At 69.4% G+C, this 18,559-nt stretch carries 16 protein-coding genes; 8 read left to right on the top strand and 8 right to left on the bottom strand.

All coding sequences use genetic code 11. From position 1 onward, the window contains the following. The first annotated feature begins 66 nt into the window (after positions 1–66). Both E6C64_RS00530 and E6C64_RS00535 read left to right on the top strand, forming a co-directional pair. The gene (locus E6C64_RS00530) at positions 67–372 is read left to right on the top strand and encodes a hypothetical protein (protein WP_136425678.1); all 306 of its coding nucleotides are present in this window, start codon (positions 67–69) and stop codon (positions 370–372) included. 26 nt (positions 373–398) lie between these two features. Then, positions 399–1,040, top strand: a complete 642-nt coding sequence (locus tag E6C64_RS00535; RefSeq protein ID WP_136425679.1) for a DUF6226 family protein — start codon at positions 399–401, stop codon at positions 1,038–1,040. 111 nt (positions 1,041–1,151) lie between these two features. On the opposite strand, the gene E6C64_RS00540 is transcribed toward E6C64_RS00535, so the two are convergent. From E6C64_RS00540 to E6C64_RS00555, 4 genes are all read right to left on the bottom strand, one after another. Continuing rightward, a complete protein-coding gene (locus tag E6C64_RS00540; protein ID WP_233255386.1) occupies positions 1,152–2,399 on the bottom strand; it encodes a sugar ABC transporter permease in 1,248 nt (415 codons plus the stop codon). Further along, complete coding sequence (locus E6C64_RS00545; RefSeq protein ID WP_136425680.1) at positions 2,396–3,148, bottom strand: ATP-binding cassette domain-containing protein; 753 nt, start codon at positions 3,146–3,148, stop codon at positions 2,396–2,398. The genes E6C64_RS00540 and E6C64_RS00545 overlap by 4 nt, the downstream gene beginning before the upstream one ends. A gap of 153 nt (positions 3,149–3,301) precedes the next feature. Next, complete coding sequence (locus tag E6C64_RS00550; RefSeq protein ID WP_233255387.1) at positions 3,302–4,372, bottom strand: sugar ABC transporter substrate-binding protein; 1,071 nt, start codon at positions 4,370–4,372, stop codon at positions 3,302–3,304. A 125-nt stretch (positions 4,373–4,497) separates the two neighbouring features. Further along, positions 4,498–5,706, bottom strand: a complete 1,209-nt coding sequence (locus tag E6C64_RS00555) for an ROK family transcriptional regulator (RefSeq protein WP_158437686.1) — start codon at positions 5,704–5,706, stop codon at positions 4,498–4,500. Positions 5,707–6,028: 322 nt separating this feature from the next. Here E6C64_RS00555 and yicI point away from each other — a divergent pair, with 322 nt between their 5' ends. The 5 genes from yicI to E6C64_RS00580 all read left to right on the top strand — a co-directional run bounded on the left by yicI (position 6,029) and on the right by E6C64_RS00580 (position 12,611). Continuing rightward, positions 6,029–8,395 (top strand): alpha-xylosidase, encoded by a 2,367-nt coding sequence (gene yicI, locus E6C64_RS00560; RefSeq protein WP_136425682.1) that lies wholly within the window; start codon positions 6,029–6,031, stop codon positions 8,393–8,395. Between the two features lie 8 nt (positions 8,396–8,403). Further along, entirely contained in the window at positions 8,404–9,888 is a 1,485-nt protein-coding gene (locus E6C64_RS00565; protein ID WP_233255388.1) for a GH1 family beta-glucosidase, read from the top strand. Positions 9,889–9,905: 17 nt separating this feature from the next. Then, positions 9,906–10,100, top strand: a complete 195-nt coding sequence (locus E6C64_RS00570; RefSeq protein WP_136425683.1) for a hypothetical protein — start codon at positions 9,906–9,908, stop codon at positions 10,098–10,100. Positions 10,101–10,128: 28 nt separating this feature from the next. Further along, positions 10,129–11,430, top strand: a complete 1,302-nt coding sequence (locus E6C64_RS00575) for an MFS transporter (protein WP_136425684.1) — start codon at positions 10,129–10,131, stop codon at positions 11,428–11,430. A gap of 170 nt (positions 11,431–11,600) precedes the next feature. Then, positions 11,601–12,611 (top strand): hypothetical protein, encoded by a 1,011-nt coding sequence (locus E6C64_RS00580; RefSeq protein ID WP_136425685.1) that lies wholly within the window; start codon positions 11,601–11,603, stop codon positions 12,609–12,611. A 451-nt stretch (positions 12,612–13,062) separates the two neighbouring features. Here the strand turns inward: E6C64_RS00580 and E6C64_RS00585 are convergent, their stop codons facing one another. Genes E6C64_RS00585 through E6C64_RS00600 form a run of 4 tightly spaced genes read right to left on the bottom strand, consistent with a single transcriptional unit; the run spans position 13,063 to position 17,035 of the window. Then, on the bottom strand, positions 13,063–14,220 hold the full coding sequence (locus tag E6C64_RS00585; RefSeq protein ID WP_438941833.1) for an NAD(P)-binding domain-containing protein: 1,158 nt from the start codon (positions 14,218–14,220) through the stop codon (positions 13,063–13,065). Then, complete coding sequence (locus E6C64_RS00590) at positions 14,217–14,969, bottom strand: NADPH-dependent F420 reductase (protein WP_136425687.1); 753 nt, start codon at positions 14,967–14,969, stop codon at positions 14,217–14,219. Before E6C64_RS00590 ends, E6C64_RS00585 begins: the two co-directional genes overlap by 4 nt. A 38-nt stretch (positions 14,970–15,007) precedes the next feature. Further along, on the bottom strand, positions 15,008–15,985 hold the full coding sequence (locus E6C64_RS00595) for an acetylxylan esterase (protein WP_136425688.1): 978 nt from the start codon (positions 15,983–15,985) through the stop codon (positions 15,008–15,010). 51 nt (positions 15,986–16,036) lie between these two features. Continuing rightward, positions 16,037–17,035 (bottom strand): LacI family DNA-binding transcriptional regulator, encoded by a 999-nt coding sequence (locus E6C64_RS00600; protein ID WP_136425689.1) that lies wholly within the window; start codon positions 17,033–17,035, stop codon positions 16,037–16,039. A gap of 214 nt (positions 17,036–17,249) precedes the next feature. On the opposite strand from E6C64_RS00600, the gene E6C64_RS00605 reads away from it, so the two are divergent. Beyond that, entirely contained in the window at positions 17,250–18,557 is a 1,308-nt protein-coding gene (locus E6C64_RS00605; protein ID WP_136425690.1) for an extracellular solute-binding protein, read from the top strand. The last annotated feature ends 2 nt before the right edge of the window (positions 18,558–18,559 follow it).

Consider the following 18,559-nt stretch of genomic DNA (forward strand, 5'->3'; position numbering starts at 1 on the left):
CTGGAGCTTTCCCCTGCCCGATACCGGGACGAGGATGAGAGCCCTGCAGCGAAGGAGTGCCAGCCCATGGAACGAGCAACGCCGATCCGCATCTTCTGGGCGGGCGTGGGAATCACGGCGCTGGCCGTGGTCGGGAGCTTCCTGGTCTACGGCGGATCCACCTCCGACCTGCGGCTGAATCCGCTCGGCTCGCTCAGCCTGCTCGACATCACCCTGTTCCTGATGTCGGTGCTCTCGCCCATCCAGCAGGTCGCCTACATCCTGGGCCCGATCCTCATCGCCACCTCCTTCGTGGTCGCGGCCATCGACCGCTCGGGGCGGGCCCAGGCGAGCGCCGCTGTGGTCCGACCCGTCGACGAGTCCGCCTGCTGATCCAGGGGTCGCCGTACGCTCGGCTGGTGAGCGACTACGTGCGACCCGCGATCCGCGATGAGGTGTTCCGCGACCCCGCGGGGCGGGTGATCCAGTACGGCGACCGCTGGAAGGGCGAGTCGCCCCCACTCGACACCTACAGCGTGGAGGCGAACCTCGACCGATTCGCTCCCCTTCATGCGGTGGCCGATGCGCTGATCGAGCACCTCTGCTCGCGCTACCTCGTCGAGGCCCAGGACGACATCGCCCATGCGGGTGGCCTGCTCGCTCGTCGGACGGATGTCATCCGCGCGGTTCGGCTCGCGCCGGCCGATCCGGACGGCGCGCCGCTCACCTTCGTCTACACGTCGTATCCGTCCATGTGGCTGCTGGCGGGAGTCCTCGCGGAGTTCCCGTTCCCGACCTGCAGCTGCGAGGCGTGCGACGAGACCTGGTCGACCCAGGTCGAGCAGCTGGAGTGGTCGGCCCTGGTCGTGGCCGCGGGCGGTTTCGCGGAGAGGGTGCGGTTCGGGAGCGGCGGGTTCTTCGGGTACTCGCTGCAGAACTTCGAGGGCGGACGCAGCGGCGAGACGACGCTCGATGGCTTTCCGCTCGACAGGGCACAGGCGGCGAAGGCGCGGCTCGATGCACTCCCCGATGGCTGGAAGAGGTGGCCCGACAAGGCGTGAGCCACTGGCACGGATCCGTGTGAGAGGTGCGGAGGGGCCGACAGCGGAGAAGCGACGGCGAAGGGGCTCGGATGCGACGTGCATCCGAGCCCCTTCGTGGTCGAACGCGGGCTAGGTGCGCGTCAGATTGCCGCCCGAGCGGTGTCGCGAGACCGCGTCGACCGTGGCCGCGAGCACCAGCACCCCGCCGGTCACCAGCAGGCTGATGCCCGCGGGGAGCCGGAGCAGGCCGAGCCCGTTGTCGATCACCGAGATGACCAGCGCGCCGACCGCCGCGTGCACGAGGCGTCCGCGTCCGCCGAAGAGGCTGACGCCGCCGACCACCGCTGCGGCAACCGCGGAGAGCACGATCGCGCGTCCGGACGACGCCTCGACGGCGCCGACGCGGCTGGCCGAGAGCACGCCCGACACGATGCCGAGAGCCGAGCAGATCATGAACGCCGCGATGCGGATGCCCGCGACGTTGATCCCCGCTCGGCGTGCCGCCTCGGGGCTGCCGCCGACCGCGTAGAGGTGCAGGCCGAAGCGCGTGCGGTCGAGGATCTGGGTGCCGATCCAGAGGATGACCAGCGCGATCGGCACTACGATCGGCACGCCCTGGATGGGCAGCACCGAGACCGAGCGGTTCTGGTTGAGCAGCGCGACGAGGATGCCGAATCCGACGGCGAGCGCGGCGACCTTGCCCCACATGAGCAGGATCGGGCGGTTCGGCACGCCGGATGCGGTGCGGCGGTAGCGGTCGTAGAACCCGGTGGCGATCGAGATGACGATCATCACCGCGAGCATCACCCAGCCTCCCCAGACGGGCAGGTTGTTGTTCATGATCGCGATCAGCTCGGGCGTCTCCACGCGGAAGACGCCGCCGCTGCCGAGCAGCACCAGCTGCAGTCCCTGGAAGCCCAGGAAGAGCCCGAGGGTCACCACGAACGATGGCACCCCGACCTTCGCCACGAAGAAGCCGATGAAGGCCCCCACCAGCAGGCCGAAGACGAGCGCGGCGAGCAGGGCGGGGATCCAGGGCACCTTGGCGAAGTTGGTGAGCAGGATGAAGATCGCCATGCCCACGCCGCCGGTGACACCGGCGGACAGGTCGATCTCCGAGATGAGGATCACGAAGACCAAGGCGATCGAGAGCATCATCAGCGTGGCTGACTGGGTGAGCAGGTTGGCGATGTTCAGTCGGGTGAGGAAGAACGGGCTCAACGCGGTGAAGAGTGCGCTGAGCACGATGAAGCCGCCGATGGCGGGCAGGGCGCCCATCTCGCCGCCGCGCACACGCGACAGGTAGGCGCTCAGCTGCTCGCGGACCGATCCCTCGTGTCCGCTGCCGATGGGCTGGGCCGCGGGTCCGGCGCTCACTGGGACACTCCCTGGTAGGTCTTGGCGCCCGTGATGTAGCCGATGACGTCGGAGTTGCTGGTCTCGGCGACCGGCACGGAGGCGACCATGGTGCCCAGGTAGAGCACGTTGACGTAGTCGCAGACCTGGAAGACGTCGACCAGGTTGTGGCTGATGATCAGCACGCCGACCCCCTGATCGGCGAGCCGACGGACGAGGTCGAGCACCTGGGCGGTCTGAGCGACGCCGAGCGCGGCCGTCGGCTCGTCGAGGATGACGACGCGCGCCTTCTTGAGCGCGGAACGGGCGATGGCGACTGTCTGGCGCTGGCCGCCGGACAGGGACGAGACCTTCTGTCGGACCGACTTCACCGTCTTGACCGACAGCGACTGCAGGGTCGCGGAGGCCTCGCGCTCCATCCGCCCGCCATCGATGGTGCCGTGACGGAGCTCCTCGCGGCCGAGGAACATGTTCTGGACGATGTCGAGGTTCTCGCAGAGCGAGAGGTCCTGATAGACGACCTCGATGCCGTTCGCGGTCGCGACCTTGGGGGAGGTCAGGTCGGTGTGGGTGCCGTCGATGAGCACCTCACCCGAGTCGTACGGCTGCACTCCCGCGAGCCCCTTGATGAGCGTGGACTTGCCGGCGCCGTTGTCGCCGACGAGGGCGCTCACCTTGCCGGGATAGATCTTGAGGTTGACCCCCTTGAGGACTTCGACAGGGCCGAAGCTCTTGCGGATGTCGGTCAATTCGATAATCGGGACTTCCACGTCCACACTCCCGTTCTTGAGCCGGCCCAGCCGGACCACTTCCCTCGTGGCACCGTCGCCGCGAGGGGGTGAAACCACCTCCGTGGGCCTGAGTCACGAACGGCTCAGGCCCACGGCGGTGTGGTGCAGATGCTGCGATGCGGCGGTGTGCGACTACTCGGTCAGGCCTGCGGCGTCGCAGGCTGCCTTGACGTCGGCGGTGCAGACGTCGGCGTATGTCGCGTCGCCGCCGTCGATCACGTCGACGACCTTGTCGGGGGTGATGACCTCCGGGTCGAGCTTGACGTACGGCACGCCGTCATCGGTCTTGTCCGCGACGGACGGGCTCTCGCCGCCGAGGATCTGGATGGCGAGCTTCGACGCGGCGTCGGCCTCGACCGTGAACGGCTTGTAGATCGTGGAGACCTGCTTGCCGAGCAGCACGTTCTGCAGACCGATGATCGACGCGTCCTGGCCGGTGACCGGGATCTTCTTGCCGTTCTTGTCGAGGACCGCGATGACGGCCTGCGCGTTCGTGTCGTTCGCGACCCAGACGCCGTCGAGGTTGCCCTGGACGGTGGTGTAGGCCTGCTCGAAGGCGGTTCCGGCCTCGGCGGCGACCCAGGTGCCCTTGGTCTCGAAGACCGGGACGACGCCCGCGGCCTTCAGGATCGAGTCGGCTCCGTCGTGGAACTGCTTCGCGTTGCCATCCGTCGCGTCGCCGCCGACGTAGATGACCTGGGCGGCCTTGGGGTCGACCCCTGCGGCCTCGAGGCCATCGAGGAGGGACTGGCCCTGCAGCTCGCCGACGTGGAAGTTGTCGAACGAGACGTAGTAGTCGGCGCCTTCGATGGGGCGGTCGTAGGCGATGACCGGGATGCCCTGGGCCTTGGCCTTGGCGGCTACCTGGATGGCCGCGCCCTGGTAGTCGATCAGGATCATGACGCCACAGCCCTGGGCGAGCTGCTGATCGGCGATGGTCGCGTAGGCGGTCGTGTCGCTCTTGGCGTTCTGGATGTCGGTGTCGTACCCGGCGTCCTTGAGCGCCTTGTCGAGAGCGGGGCGGTCGCCGCGCTCCCAGCGGGTGCCGGAGTCGGCGTCGGGGAGGATCACGCAGGCACGGGTGCTCGCCGCGCCTTCGGAGGAATCGCCACCGGTGGTCGGGCCACCAGCTGAACAGCCGGAGAGGGCGATGATCGATGCCCCCACGGCGAGAAGGGACAGGCCCTTGGTAGACAGTTTCACGGCGTCATTACCTTTCAAAACTGACGGAGCTGGCTCCGTAACCCGCCTCCATTGGCGAGCCACGGGAAGTCTTGCACTTTCTTCAAGACTTATAGTAACGATTATGTAACGGAGATGAGCACTGGTCACATCCGCCCGGTGGCCAGGGGGAGGCGGATCAGACGCTGTGCCGCGAGGATCGCGGCACCCAGTGCGCCGGCGTCTCCGGAGACGGTGGCGTGCACCATGTCGAACTGGGATGCCGGGCGATGGAGGGCGTGCGCGCGGGTCGCCCGCTCGATGACGGCGATCTGCTCCGACGTCAGCTGCACGCCGTTGGCGCCGGCGATGATGATGCGCTCCGGATTGAGCAGGTTGACCAGATCGCTGAGGGCCGTGCCGATGAGCTCGAGCGTCTCATCCAGAGCCGCGGTCGCTACGGGATCGCCTGCCTCGACGGCGGCCAGCAGCTCGGCGTAGGCGACCTGCTCGTTGTCGGACGGCTGACCGCCGTGCTCGCGCCAGCGGTTCGCGATGGCGATGCTGCCGACGTACGCCTCGACGCAGCCGTGCTCGCCGCAGTTGCAGAGCGGACCGCCGAGGGAGAGCTTGGTGTGGCCCCACTCACCGGCGCTGGAGGCGTGGCCCTGGAAGATCTGGCCGTTGCTGATGATGCCGAGCCCGACTCCGCGGGCCAGCAGCACGATGAGGCAGTTGTCGATGCCGCGGGCTGCGCCGAACCAGAGCTCGGCGAGCGCCAGGGCCTTCGGGGCGTTGTCGGCGATGACCGGGACGTCGGAGCGGCCGTACAGGGCCTCGAGCGGAGTGTCCGGCCAGCCGAGGCTCTGCGCGTAGATGGTGATCCGATCGGGAGTGCCATCGTCGGGGGAGCCCTCGATGTGCTCGATCACGCCAGGAAGGGCGAATCCGACTCCGTAGAGTGCCGGGCTGCCCGCAACCGCCACCGCGTCGTCGATCGCGGCATGCAGGTTGTCCGAGAGCTCGGCCACCACGTCGGAGCGCGATGAGATCGGGTGGACCACGTTGGCGTGCTGGCTGAACGCCAGGTCGTACACGACGACGCGCACGGACCGCTCGGCGAGGTCCGCGCCCACCAGGTAGGCGCCCTCGGGTCGGATCGAGACGTTCATCGTCGGCCGTCCGGAGGTGGGACGACTGCTCTCCTCCTGCACGAGGCCCTCGGCGCTCAGGTCGCTGAGCACGTTGCTGATGGTGCCGGGAGAGAGGCCGAGCGCCGCGGAGAGGGTCGCGCGAGTCGTGGGTCCGTAGCGGAGGACCTCGCTGAGGACGAGGCTGCGATGCCGGAGTCGGAGACCCCGAGCTGTCGACTCCATCTGCGAACTCCTCTCTTCGGAACCTCCGAAAGAGGCTCCAGGAGGCGGTCGCATGACACACGACGTTGCAGACAAAAATATCGACAACCCCGATGCGACTCTGCACCGATCCTGTGGGTGGTCAGCATAACTCGACCGGCGCGGTCGCCGCGCACTATTTTTACGACTCGAATTATTGGTCCTTGACCGATGAGGCGAGCGGCCGGGATGCTGAGACCGAGCGCGTCCGGCGCCCGGTCCTGCCCGCTGAATGCGGAGGAACGCGGCCCACGCCCCTCGGCATCGACGCCGCCGGGGCGAGCGCTACCGCGAAAGGCACCACGTGAAGTTCACCGACGGATTCTGGCTGGTGCGCAACGGGGTCACCGCCCAGTACGCGCAGGAGGCGTACGACATCGGTGTCGAGAGCGCTCCGGAAGGCGATCGACTGACGGTTACGGCGCCGACGCGGGTGATCGCATCCCGAGGCGACACCCTCAATCTGGCCACGCTGACGGTGACCCTCAGCTCGCCTCTGCCCGGCGTCATCGGCGTGCGGATCGAGCACTTCACGGGCGTCGGGGCGTATGCCGGCTTCGACCTGGTCGGTGCGGAGGACGGGCACGGCGTCGCCGAGATCACCGCGACCGGGGCGACCCTGACGAGCGGAGATCTCACGGCTCGGATCACCTCCGGTGCTCCGTGGTCGCTGGAGTTCGTGCGGGACGGCCGGGTCCTCACCAGGAGCGGCCACCGCGGACCCGGCTACCTGACGGTCGCTCCGAACGGCGCGTCGGGCGGCGCCGCGGCGACCACCGGCGGTCCGTTCGGCGGGAGCGTCGGCCGCTCGGTCGGAGTGCCGGCCGGCAACGGCGGGGCGCACGAGCCGTCGACGTTCGTGCACGAGCAGCTCTCACTCGGAGTGGGGGAGCTGATCTACGGGCTCGGCGAGCGATTCGGACCCCTCGTCAAGAACGGTCAGACGGTCGAGGTCTGGAACTCCGACGGCGGGACCTCCAGCGATCAGGCCTACAAGAACGTGCCGTTCCATCTCAGCAGCGCGGGCTACGGCGTGCTCGTCAACAATTCCGGTCACGTCTCGTACGAGGTCGGCTCGGAGGCCGTCGAGCGCGTCCAGTTCTCGGTATCGGGGGAGTCGCTCGAGTACTTCGTGATCGCGGGAGACCCGAAGGAGGTCCTCGACCGGTACACCCGGCTGACGGGACGACCCGCCGAGGTGCCCGCCTGGTCGTATGGGCTGTGGCTGTCGACCAGCTTCACGACGGACTACGACGAGGAGACCGTCACCTCGTTCCTCGACGGGATGGCCGAGCGGGAGCTGCCGCTCAGCGTGTTCCACTTCGACTGCTTCTGGATGCGCGAGTTCCACTGGTCCGACTTCGAGTGGGATCCTCGTGTCTTCCCGGATCCCGAGGGGATGCTCGCCCGCCTCCATGAACGCGACCTGCGGGTCTGCGTCTGGATCAACCCGTACATCGCGCAGCGGTCGGGCCTGTTCGCGGAGGCGAAGGCGAACGGCTACCTGCTGAAGCGACCGAGCGGCGAGGTCTGGCAGTGGGATCTCTGGCAGGCCGGGATGGCGCTGATCGACTTCACCAATCCGGCGGCGACCGCCTGGTTCCAAGACCGTCTGAGGCACCTGCTCGATCAGGGCGTCGACGCATTCAAGACCGACTTCGGCGAGCGGATCCCGCTCGACGTCGACTACTTCGACGGCTCGAGCCCGGAGCGGATGCACAACTGGTACACCCAGCTCTACAACCAGGCCGTATTCAGCGTGCTCGAAGAGCGGCGCGGCACGGGCGACGCCGTCGTCTTCGCGCGATCCGCGACGGTCGGCGGGCAGCGGACGCCGGTGCACTGGGGTGGGGACTCGACCTCGACCTACGAGTCGATGGCGGAGACCCTCCGCGGCGGCCTGTCGCTCGCGCTCGGCGGCTTCGGCTTCTGGAGCCACGACATCGGCGGCTTCGAGGGCACGCCCGACGCCGGCGTCTTCAAGCGCTGGACCGCGTTCGGGCTGCTGTCCAGCCACTCGCGCTTCCACGGCAGCGACTCGTATCGGGTGCCGTGGATCTTCGACCAGGAGGCGGTGGACGTCACCCGGAAGTTCACCCGCCTCAAGCTCCGGCTGATGCCGTACCTGCACACCGCCGGGGTCGAGGCGAGCACGACCGGCACCCCGCTGATGCGACCGATGCTGCTCGAGTTCACCGACGATCCGGCGGTGCGCTACCTCGACCGGCAGTACATGCTCGGAGCGGATCTCCTGGTCGCGCCGGTATTCCGGGAGGACGGAGTGGTCGAGTTCTATCTGCCGAACGGCACCTGGACCAGCCTGCTGACGGGGGAGACGGTCGTCGGCGGGCAGTGGCTGCGCGAGGTGCACGACTTCCTCAGCCTGCCGCTGTACGCCCGAGACGGTGCGGTGATCCCGGTCGGCGCGCGAGATGATCGGCCCGACTACGACTACTTCGACGGTCTCACGCTCGACGTCTATCCGGCGAGCGGCGACGACGAGCGCAGCATCGAGGTCGTCGCGCCGACGGGGGCGCGAGCCTCCTTCTCGGTCGTGCGGGCGGACGGGCGACTGGCCGTCTCCTCGACGGGTGCAGAGGCCTTCAGCGTGCGCATCGTCGGCGCGAGCACCTCGTCGACAGTCGACGGTCGTCTCGAGCTGGACCTGTGACTCTGCCTGTGACCGCGACGGGGACCCCGACCGCACTCGGCGCTCCGCCGCTCGCCGCGCCCCTCATCACTCCGCACGACGACCCCTCGCGGCCGATATCGCTGCTCGATCCGAGCGATGCGGTCCGCCTCGAGCTGCTGCCGCGGGACTTCGTCTGGGGCGTCGCGACGGCGGCCTATCAGATCGAGGGCGCGCACGACCGGGGAGGACGCGGCCCGAGCATCTGGGACACCTTCAGCCACACGCCCGGACGGAGCCTCCACGGCGACACCGCCGACGTGGCCTGCGAGCACTACGACCGTTGGGAGGCCGACCTCGACCTGATGGCGGAGCTCGGCTATCCCGCGCACCGGTTCTCGTTCGGCTGGAGTCGGCTGCAGCCGGGCGGTCGCGGTCCGCTCAATCCGGTGGCCGTGGCCTTCTATAGGACTCTGATCGTCGGCATGCATGCGCGCGGCATCACCCCGTGGGTCACGCTCTACCACTGGGACCTGCCGCAGGAGCTCGAGGATGCCGGCGGCTGGCCGGCTCGTGAGACCGCCGTGGCCTTCGCCGAGTACGCGGCGCTGGTCGTGGCCGAGTTCCGTGACCTGGTGACGGACTGGATCACGATGAACGAGCCGTGGTGCTCGTCGTTCCTCGGCTACGCCAGGGGAGCACACGCCCCGGGCCGCACCGACATCGGGGCCGCCGTCGCCGCCGGCCATCACCTCAATCTCGCGCATGGACTCGCGCTGCAGCGCATCCGCTCGCTCGACGCCTCGCTGCAGGTCGGCATCACCAACCTCATCCAGGAATTCGTGCCCGCATCCGAGAGCGAGGCGGATCGCGCGGCCGCAGATCGCACCGACGCGGCCTGCAACGGGTTCTTCCTCGATCCGGTGTTCACCAGCCGCTATTCCAGCGCGGTGCATGACGTGTTCGACGAGCACGGTCTCGCTTCCGTGATCCAGGAGGGCGACCTCGAGCTGATCGGTGCACCCACGGATTTCGCGGGCGTCAACCACTACCAGCGCATCCTGGTCTCCGCCGATCCCGACGGCGGCTACCTCCAGGCCGTCGAGCGAGCGGCGGCGCCCGCCGACACCTCGTTCGGCTGGTCCGTGCTGCCCGAATCGCTGAGCAACGTGCTGAAGCGGGTCGCACGGGAGTGCACATCGCTGCCGATCTATGTCACCGAGAGCGGCGCCAGCTATGCCGACTACGTCACGCCCGACGGCGAGGTGCACGATCCCGAGCGCGTCGCCTACTTCGGCGGCTACCTCGATGCGGTCGCGCAGGCGATCGAGGAGGGCGTCGACGTGCGCGGCTACTTCGCCTGGTCGTTCATGGACAACTTCGAGTGGGCCGAGGGCTACAGCAAGCGCTTCGGACTGGTCTGGGTGGACTTCGCGACCCAGCAGCGCATCCCGAAGCTCAGCGGTCGCTGGTACGGATCACTGATCCGCGCCCATGCCGCGCTCCCAGGCAACGGGTCGCTCGCGGAGGGCTGACGGGGCAGAGTGAGATCGTGAGCTTCGGCAAGGACGAGGCGGCGAGGCGCCGCGAGCTGATGCTGTTCGCGGTCGGCTGGGTGGGCCTGGTCGTCGGGGTCGTCGTGATGGTCACGGCGCTCGCCATCGACAGCGCGGCGTTCGAGGTGATCGGCGTCGCGGCGGTGGTGCTCTTCGGTGCGTATCTGGTGCGGCTCGCGATGCCCCGGTGAATCCGCGGATAGGGCCTAGCGTGGATGGGTGAGTGATCCGCAGGCCGCTGATTCGGCTGCCGTCCCGGAACGGGACTCGGCGGCCGCGCTGACTCCCCGGCGGTTCGCCGCGTTCCGTTCGCGGGACTCCGCGATCTACGTGACCACCGCGGGGCTGTCGATGATGGCCGACAACATCGAGCACGTGATCACCTACTGGGTGCTCTGGAACACCTTCCATTCGCCGCTGCTCACCGGCTTCCAGGTGATCAGCCATTGGCTTCCGTTCCTGTTCCTGTCCGTCCCGTTCGGACGGCTCGCCGAGCGCTACGACTGCCGCCGGATCATCCAGAGCGCCCAGCTGCTGTTCCTGCTCGTCTCCCTCGCCTGGGGCTATCTGTTCCTCACGGGAGCCCTGCAGGCGTGGCAGGCGTGCGTGCTGCTCGTGCTGCACGGCTGCGCCGGTGCGCTGTGGGGGCCGGCGGAGCAGGTGCTGCTGCACGACCTCGTCGAGGAGCACGAGCTGCCGAGCGCGGTGCGCCTCAACGCCACGATGCGCAGCTTCGGCGTGCTCGCCGGTCCAGCCGTCGGTGCCGCGCTGCTGATCGGGCTGGGCCCGGCCTGGGGCATGTTCGCCAACATGCTGTTCTACCTGCCGATGACGGTCTTCCTCTTCTTCACCCGCTGGACCGGTCACGTGCGCGACGGCGGAGTGGTGGCCGCACCGCGCGCCGGGTTCCGCGACACGTTGGGCGTCTTCCGCGAGGTCGGCGGAGATCGACAGATCGTGCAGATGCTCGTCATCTCGGGTCTCGGCGCGCTGTTCGTGGGCGGTGCGATCCAGGTCGCGATCCCCGACATGTCGCAGTCCTACGGTGCGGACGCGGCAGTGACCGCCTACGGCGTCCTGCTGTTCGCCAACGGACTCGGGGCGGTCGTCGGCGGATTCCTGCTCGAGGCCACCCGCGTGGTCCGGCCCACGACGTGGACGGCGCTCTGGGCGACCATCGCTTTCGGGGTGACGATCCTGATCTTCGCTCTCACCGGATCACTCGTGATCGCCGTTCTCGCGCTGGTGCTGTCGGGAGTCGCGAACATCGCGGCGCTGACCGCCGCGCAGACCGTGCTGCAGCTTCGGGCACCGGTCGCGGCCCGCGGTCGGGTGCTGGGGCTGAGCGGCATGGTGGGCAGCGGACTGCGCACCGGCAGCGGCATCATCGTCGCCGGCTTGGGCGCGGCGTTCGGCCTTCGCGGTGCCGTGCTAGCAAGCGCCGTGCTGCTGACCATCGGTGCCGCGATCACCACGGGATACGCGCTCCGATCCGAGCACCGCGACCCGCACCGCAGCTGACGGCCCTGCAGCTGTCGGCCCTGCAGTCGTGCGCTGATCAGCGGAGTCCGCGCACTGATGAGCGGATTCGGGTGCCAGTCGGGTGCGAGTGCGTCGGATCGGATGCCCTCCACAGCCTTCGCCGTGCCGAATAGGAGAAGGATGGGATCGACGCGCGAGGAGGCCGGCTGATGGATCTGCACGAGGCCTACGAGCGAGCGCGGACCGATCCCGGATTCCTTCGGGCGTTCGCGACGCTGTATCGAGGCGCGCACCAGCCGCTCGACGCTCTGCTCTGGGCGGCGCATCCCGAGCAGCCGGGACCGAGTGGAGCACCGGCACCCTGGGCCGATCGGCGTTCCCTCGAGGAGGCCGCCTACTCCGAAGGCTCCGACGCGGCCCGCCGCGAGGCCGCGCTCCGGCAGCTGGACACGCTGGACGGCGAAGCGGCCGCCGAGCGGGACCGCGTGCAGGCGGCCATCGCATCGGCGGAAGACGGCGAAGCGGGCAGCAGCGTCGATCCGGGCCTCGATGAGATCGAGGATTCTGCCCGATCCGAACGGGCATCCGAGCAGCCAGCGGGCGACCTGTCGCGTCCCGCGCTACGGAGCCGTCGTCGGCTGGGGATCGCCGCCGCCGCTGTGCTCCTGGTGGGAGTCGGCGTGGGCTGGCTGGGCAGCAATCTGGCCGACGGCAGCCTGACCCGCGGAATCGGCGCGGCGGCTCCGGCACCCGGCGCCAGTCTCGCGGCCGATATCGACGACCTCTTCGACCGGCCTCAACGGGCGAGCGACGTGCCGACGAGCGTGATCTTCGCTCAGATCGGCGGCATCAGCGACATCGACGTCGACAGCGCCCGCGCCCTCGACCTCGGCCTCAACGGCGAGGCGGTGCTCAACCACGCCTACATCGCGAAGGCGAACGAGGGCGACGTGTGCGTCTTCCTCACCCACGACGACGGCCGGATCGCGCGCTCCTGCGCCACTCCGGGCCAGTTCGCCGTCGCCGGCCTGAGCATCTCGTGGACCACGACCGAGAACTTCCGCGAGGGACGACCGCCGGAGCCGAGTGCAGTCGGCATCAGCATCGGCCCGGACGGCTCGATCGTGCCGGTCGTCACGCGCTACTTCTACCTGGGCGGCAGCGTCACCGACGAGGACGGCCTGCCGCACACGACCGAGTCCCCGACCCCGGCGCCCTAGCCCGAGCGCGGGCTTCGACACGAGCGCTACGCGCTCGGCTCAGCCACCGGACGGGCACGAGAGAGGCGCTTGGCGCTTGTCTGGGCCGCGGCGCGGGCTTCGACACGAGCGCTACGCGCTCGGCTCAGCCACCGAACGCGCACGAGAGAGGCGCTTGGCGATGCTCTGGGCCGCGGCGCGGGCTTCGACACGAGCGCTACGCGCTCGGCTCAGCCACCGAACGCGCACGAGAGAGGCGCTTGGCGATGCTCTGGGCCGCGGCGCGGGCTTCGACACGAGCGCTACGCGCTCGGCTCAGCCACCGAACGCGCACGAGAGAGGCGCTTGGCGATGCTCTGGGCCGCGGCGCGGGCTTCGACACGAGCGCTACGCGCTCGGCTCAGCCACCGAACGCGCACGAGAGAGGCGCTTGGCGATGCTCTGGGCCGCGGCGCGGGCTTCGACACGAGCGCTACGCGCTCGGCTCAGCCACCGAACGCGCACGAGAGAGGCGCTTGGCGATGCTCTGGGCCGCGGCGCGGCCGGCGCGATTGGCGCCGACGGTCGACTGCGATGGGCCGAAGCCGATCAGGTGGACGCGCGGCTCGCTCACCACCTCGGTGTCGTCGAGGGCGATTCCGCCGTGCGCGTTGCGCAGCTCCAGGGGGTCGAGATGGTCGAGGGCCGCGCGGAATCCGGTCGCCCAGAGGACGACGTCGGCAGACGTGAAGCTGCCATCCGCCTCGCGGATGCCATACGGCTCGAGCGCGGTGAACATCGGACGGCGGACGAGCACAGCGCGATCGCGGGCGGCGATGGCGTACGGAGTCCAGCCGAGGCCGGTGTAGGAGACGATGCTGCCGCTCGGCAGTCCCGCCGCCACGTCGGCGGTGACCCTCTCGATGGTCGCTCGGCCATCCTCGGCCGTGAACTGGCCGTCGAGGAACACCGGCTCGCGCCGCGTGTACCAGAACGTGGTGGCGACTCGAGAGATTTCCTCGAGCTGCTGCACGGCCGAGATGCCGCCGCCGACGACAGCCACCCGGTGCCCGGCGAACTCGGTCAGGTCCACGTAGTCGCGGGTGTGCAGCTGGCGGCCGAGGAAGGCGTCGGAGCCCGGAAAGCGGGGGAGGACGGGGTTGGTCCAGGTGCCGGTCGCGTTGATCACGAACCGGGCGAGCCAGTCGCCTGCATCCGTCTGGACGAGCAGCTCGCCGTGCGGATCGCCGTCGACGCGGCGGACCGAGGTCACGGTGACGGGCCGGAGGATGGGGAGCCCGCTCGCCTCCTCGAACGCGGCGAAGTAGCGCGGTACCGCGCTGCGGCTCGGCTCATCCGAGTCGATCGGGGGCTTCGGGTATCCGGGCAGGTCAAAGATGCCGTTGACCGTCGCCATGGTGAGCGAGTCCCACCGGTGCTGCCACGCGCCGCCGGGCGCCGGTGCGGCGTCGAGCACCACAAAGCTCCGCCCGTCGGGGTCAGCAGGCACCGAGAGGTCGGACACCGGATCGGCATGGGCGTCAGCCCCGATGAAGCCGCGCTTCTTGAGGTGGAAGGCGGCGGAGAGGCCGGCCTGGCCGCCGCCGATGACGACGACGGTCGCCCGCCGAGGCGAGGCGGTCACGGTCAGCCGCGCACCAGCGCGGCCTCGCGCAGGTCGTCGGCCTCGCCGGTGCGCGCGTTGGCGACGATCCGTCCGCGCTCGGACTCCGGGAACGCGGCGAGCGCGGAGACGACATCCTGCACCGGCAGGTTCGCACCGAAGATCGGGCTGCCCGGCTCCATCGAGATGCTCTCGCGCAGGGTCCCGGCGACGACCGGGTGGAAGCCGAGCGAGTCCACCAGGGCGGCGGTCGACGCAAGATCGTCCGCGTCATCGCCCGCGATCGCGATCGCCTTGCGGTCGGCGGCGCCGACACGACGGGGGCCCTCGTCGAGGTCGTGGTAGCCCATGTGGTTGAAGGCCTTGACGATCCGTGATTCGGGCAGCAGCGCCTGGACGAGCTCGCTGGTCGAGACGCGAGGATCGGCGAGGTCGTCGCGGATCCCGTCGACCTCCCACCAGTAGTTCATGGCATCGAGCACGAGCTTGCCGGCGAGCGCGTCGGCCGGGATGCGCCCCAGACCGCCTGCGGTCACGGCCTTGCCGAGCGGCAGGGCGAGGATCACGATGTCGGCCTCCCGCGCGGCCTGCTCCGCCGGAACCGCGACGGCACCGGGCACGAGGACCTCGACGATCAGCCCGATCTTGGACACCGGACCCGAGCCGGCGATCAGCACCCGGTGGCCCGCCGCCACCGCGAGCCGACCCAGCACGGTGCCGACCTTGCCGGCGCCGAGGATGCCGATGGTGAGCGGTTCGAGAGAGGTCGTTGACATGTCACCTACAACCTCGGATCGCCCCGGATTATGCCCGCTCAAGCGTGGTGGAGCGCGGCCTGCAGGAAGGCGATCTCCGCCTCGTCGTCATCGGGGCCGCCCGCCTCGTGTCCGTTGAAGGCCCACTCGGTGATCTCCTTCGGCCCCGCGTAGGCGTTGTAGGCGGCGAACACGGTCGATGGGGGAGTGATCGCGTCCATCAGCGCGACGGAGAAGCGAGCCGGCGCCACCGCGCGGCGTGCGAAGTTGACGCTGTCGAAGTACGCGAGGACCGCCGTGACGGAGCCGACCCTCTCCCGATGGGTCGCCAGGTATCTCGCCACCTCGTGGTACGGGTCGGAATCGGTCAGGGTGATCGCTCGAGCGATGTCGGAGAGGAAGGGCACGCGCACGGCTGCGGCGGCCACGAACTCGCGGTTCAGGGCAGTCGCGGCGAGGGCAAGCGCGCCGCCCTGGCTTCCGCCCGCGACCCCGATCCGAGAGGCGTCGACGAGGTCGAGGCTCGCGGCGGAGCGCACCGCCATCACGGCGTCGGTGACGAGCCGCCGGTAGTAGTAGCTCTCGCGCGACTCGATGCCGCGGGTCATGACGCCGGAGATCTGCGGTCCGGACGGCGGCGCGTCGTCGGGCGTGGCCCCTGCGCTCCATGAGGAGCCCTGGCCTCGGGTGTCCATCTGCAGGTGGACGAATCCGGAGGCGGCCAGCGCCAGGTTCTCGATCGGCCGACCGCGTCCACCGCCGTAGCCGACGTACTGGACGACCGCGGGGAGGGGCTCCGTGCTGCCTGCGGGCATCCGCAGCCAGCCGCGCACCGGCTGACCGGCGTAGCCGCTCATGGTGACGTCGAAGACCTCGATGGCGCGGAGCGTGCCGTCCTCCACCCGGGTCAGGGTGGGCGGGCGCCATGCGTCGTCCGCCTCATCGACCGTGGCGGCCCAGAAGTCGTCGAAGTCGGTCGGGTCCTCGACCCGGCTGGAGAAGGCGCGCAGCTGATCGAGGGGAAGGTCGGTGAACATCAGTGTCGGAGCGTATCAGCGGGGTGGGTCGCGGTCGCCGGTCATCGCCGGTCAGCGCGGGGCGGCGGTCGACGCCCGCGGGATGAGGCGCGTGGGCAGCAGCACATGGGTGGCGGCGAGCTTCTCTCCCGCCATCAGCGCGGTCACCATCTCGGCCGCCGTCTGTCCGATCCGTCCCATCGGCTGTCGGATGGTCGTCAACGGAACGCCGTTCTGCGCGGCCTCGGGGATGTCGTCGAAGCCGATGACCGAGAGATCCCGCGGCACATCCAGTCCGAGCTCGTGCGCCACCTCGATGACGGCGATGGCCGACAGGTCGTTGGCCGCGAAGACGGCGGTCGGTCGGTCGGGCTCCAGCAGCAGGGTGCGCGCCACATCGCGTGTCGACTGGGACTCGTAGAAGCCGACCCGGGTCAGGACGGGGTCGAAGGGGATGCCCGCGGACCGCAGAGCGTCCCGGTAGCCCGCGTCACGCAGTCGGGACGACTTGAGATCGGGGCGACCCGCGATGAAGCCGATCCGTCGGTGGCCCAGCTCGATGAGGTAGTCCACGGCGCGACGCGCCCCGCCGTGGCTGTCCGCTTCGACGGTCGGCAGGTCCGCGCGGCCCGCGTGAGGATCGATGGCCACGATCGGGACGTCGGCCGAGACATTGGTGACGGTCGGCGTCACCATGATCGCCCCGTCGATGAGCGTGCCGCTCAGCCGGCTGAGGGAGCGGCGCTCCCAGCCCTCGCCATCGCCGAGGTGCGAGCCGCTGAACGCCAGCAGGTCGTACTGCGATCCGTGCAGTCCCGCGCCGACGCCCTTGAGCACCTCGGCGCTGAACGGCTCGAAGTCGGCGACCAGCACCCCGATCACCCCGGTCCTGCGGGAGCGCATGCTGCTCGCGATGAGGCTCGACTCGTAGCCGAGCTCGGCGACGGCGCGCATCACGCGGGCCGCCGTCCCGGGCGCCACGCCGTACCGGCCGTTGACGGCTTTCGATACGGTGGCGACGGAGACACCGGCCGCGGCGGCGACATCGTGGATGCTCGCGCGGGTCGCCATGGTGCACGAGCATAGGGAGCCGAAAACGGTTTGGAAACCGTTTTCGAAAACGTTTGACGGTCGATTCGACCCGATGCACACTGAACGCGTCCAGAGGCTGGGCAGTACGCGTCACCCGCTCGGATCGTCACGGCAGACGATCCGCAGGAGGCGCGACACCACAGCATCGCGTCGCGGACCGATGCACTCAACGAAGAGAACAGGTTGCACTCACATGAAGCATCTCGTTTCCAGCAGGCACTGGAAGAAGCTCCTCGCCGGGTCGGCGGTGGTGGCTCTCGGTGCCCTCGCCCTCAGCGGCTGCAGCGGCGGCGGATCGGGCGATTCCGCCGACGGCAAGGTCACGCTGACCTTCTGGCACAACTCGACCACCGGTGACGGCAAGGCGTACTGGGAGGGCGTTGCCAAGGCGTTCGAGGCGGACAACCCCAACGTCGACGTCCAGATCGAGGCCATCCAGAACGAGGAGATGGACGGCAAGCTGCAGACCGCGCTCGCCTCGGGCGACGCTCCCGACGTGTTCCTCGCCCGTGGCGGCGGCAAGCTCGCCGACGTCGTCAAGGCGGGCCAGGCGATGGACATCAGCGACGGCATCTCGTCCGAGGCCAAGACCGCGCTGGGCGGCACCGTCTCGGCCTTCGACGTCGACGGCAAGACATACGGCATGCCCGTATCCGTGCTGCCCTCGGGCATCTACTACTCCTCCGACCTCTTCACGAGCGCCGGGATCACCGAGCCGCCGACCACCATCGCGGATCTCGAGTCGACCGACAGCAAGCTGAAGGACGCGGGCATCGATCCCATCGCCGTCGGCGCCAAGGACGCCTGGCCCGCGGCCCACTGGTACTACAACTTCGCGCTCCGCAACTGCTCCAAGGAGACGATGGACGAGGCGGGCAAGACCCGCAGCTTCGACGACCCGTGCTGGCTCAAGGCCGGCGAGGACCTCCAGTCCTTCATCGACTCCGAGCCGTACAACGAGGGCTTCCTGACCACGGCCGCTCAGCAGGGCGCCGGCTCGTCGGCGGGTCTGCTGGCCAACAAGAAGGCCGCCATGGAGCTCATGGGCGCGTGGGACCCCGGAGTGATCGCCTCCCTCACGCCTGACGCGAAGCCCCTCGCCGACCTGAAGTGGTTCCCGTTCCCGGCCGTCACCGGCGGAGACGGCGATGCCGCGGCCATGATGGGCGGCGTCGACGGCTACAGCTGCTGGGTGAACGCACCCAAGGAGTGCGTCGACTTCCTCAACTTCATGGTGACGAAGGACAACCAGGAGGGCTACGCCACCGCATTCCAGACCCTTCCCGCGTCGCAGGAGGCGCAGGGCGTCATCAGCGACCCGGCTCTGCAGGATGTGCTGGCCGCCTACAACAAGGCGCCATACGTGGTGCTCTGGCTCGACACCCAGTACGGACAGAACATCGGCAACGCGCTCAACGGCGCCGTCGTCGACATGTTCGCCGGGCAGGGATCCGCGCAGGACATCGTGGACGCGGTGAACGACGCGGCCGCGAAGTCCTGAGC

Source organism: Naasia lichenicola (genome assembly GCF_004801885.1).
GTDB lineage: Bacteria > Actinomycetota > Actinomycetes > Actinomycetales > Microbacteriaceae > Naasia > Naasia lichenicola.